Source organism: Paraclostridium sp., from assembly GCF_051657365.1.
In the GTDB taxonomy this organism is placed as follows: Bacteria; Bacillota; Clostridia; order Peptostreptococcales; family Peptostreptococcaceae; genus Paraclostridium.
This window is the reverse complement of record NZ_JBOFKN010000104.1, coordinates 1-1220: the sequence shown is the minus strand read 5'-3', so window position 1 is coordinate 1220 and position 1220 is coordinate 1. Positions and strand designations below refer to the sequence as shown.

The following is a 1220-nucleotide window of genomic DNA, read 5'->3' as shown; positions in this document are numbered from 1 at the left end:
TATTACAATCCTTGAAATGACTAGGTTTAATAATGAAAATCAATGTATTTAACAAGACTTTAAAAAGAATTTATATATGAATTTAAGCAATCACTAAACATATAAACAATATTAATTAAATAGCTAATTACAGATTGCTTACAACCATATTTTTATATTCTTACAACTTGTAAGCTACTAAAAATTTCTTAACTAATAGTAAATAGATTATCCATTTATCAGATGCAGTTGGTTTATTTGAATCAATAACTCAGCTATATGTAAAAACTATTATATAATTTCAAAAGTATCATAGAAAAACGTTAAGTATTTAGTTATTAAGATTTGAGTTTCTTCAAACTCGATACCTTCGAATTTAAGCATATATGAAAGAGACATCAAAAACTTCACCCAACATAAATTAAAAGATTTAGATTTCATTAAAATTTTATTATTTGAATCAATCCAACTATTTAATTTAGATTGATTTAATTTATTGTATTTTATCAAAGCTATAATTACTTTATCAATTCTGCTTTCCTCACCAAATAGAAAGTTTTCAATATCTATCAAAGCCCTTGAAATACAATTTAGTATCCTTGTTGCATTATCCTGAGTTAAGTACATAGATTTTGAAATAGTTTCTAATAAATCAGCTCCATGAGCAAATGCATGAGCCCATCCCTTTTCATCTACCAAACCTCTATTATCTTTTTCAGTTTCCATATATTCAATTGCTAGTTTGATTATTTCTTTTTCAGTCTCATTATCTATATACTTATTTTTAAAGTGACTTTCAAGTAAAACAACCAATAACAAAGAGGTAAAACTTCTAGTAAATACTTTATCAGAGTACTCATCTTTAATTCCATTAAACAATAAATTTTTAGATATAATTTTATCTATTAACCAAAGTTTTTGGTTTGTTGAAATTTTATTAGACTCTACTAAATTAACCCAACCTATATAAATTGTGTTATCTCTTAATTGAGGAGATAGTGATCCAATGTTTTTTAACATTAAATCAATCAATTCATCTGAAGCAATTTTTTCTGAGTTTAAACCGTTTATAATTCTTTCTTCTTCATTCATTTTTGAATTTTCCCCTTTTATTTTTATAATATCAGATTTTAATTAAACATAATAAAAACTATTATAATTTATTTGTTATATGATCTCCTATATATAAATCTCAAAGAACATATTATAACTATAACGTGAAATTTTTAAAATTTAATATT

1 protein-coding gene is annotated in these 1220 nt (G+C 23.1%); it reads right to left on the bottom strand.

Annotated features, from left to right (window positions below):
- Window positions 1–270: 270 nt before the first annotated feature.
- Window positions 271–1071: a DUF2785 domain-containing protein gene (locus ACRCYC_RS08015; RefSeq protein ID WP_438618602.1), complete on the bottom strand. Its 801-nt coding sequence runs from the start codon at window positions 1069–1071 to the stop codon at window positions 271–273.
- Between the last annotated feature and the right edge of the window lie 149 nt (window positions 1072–1220).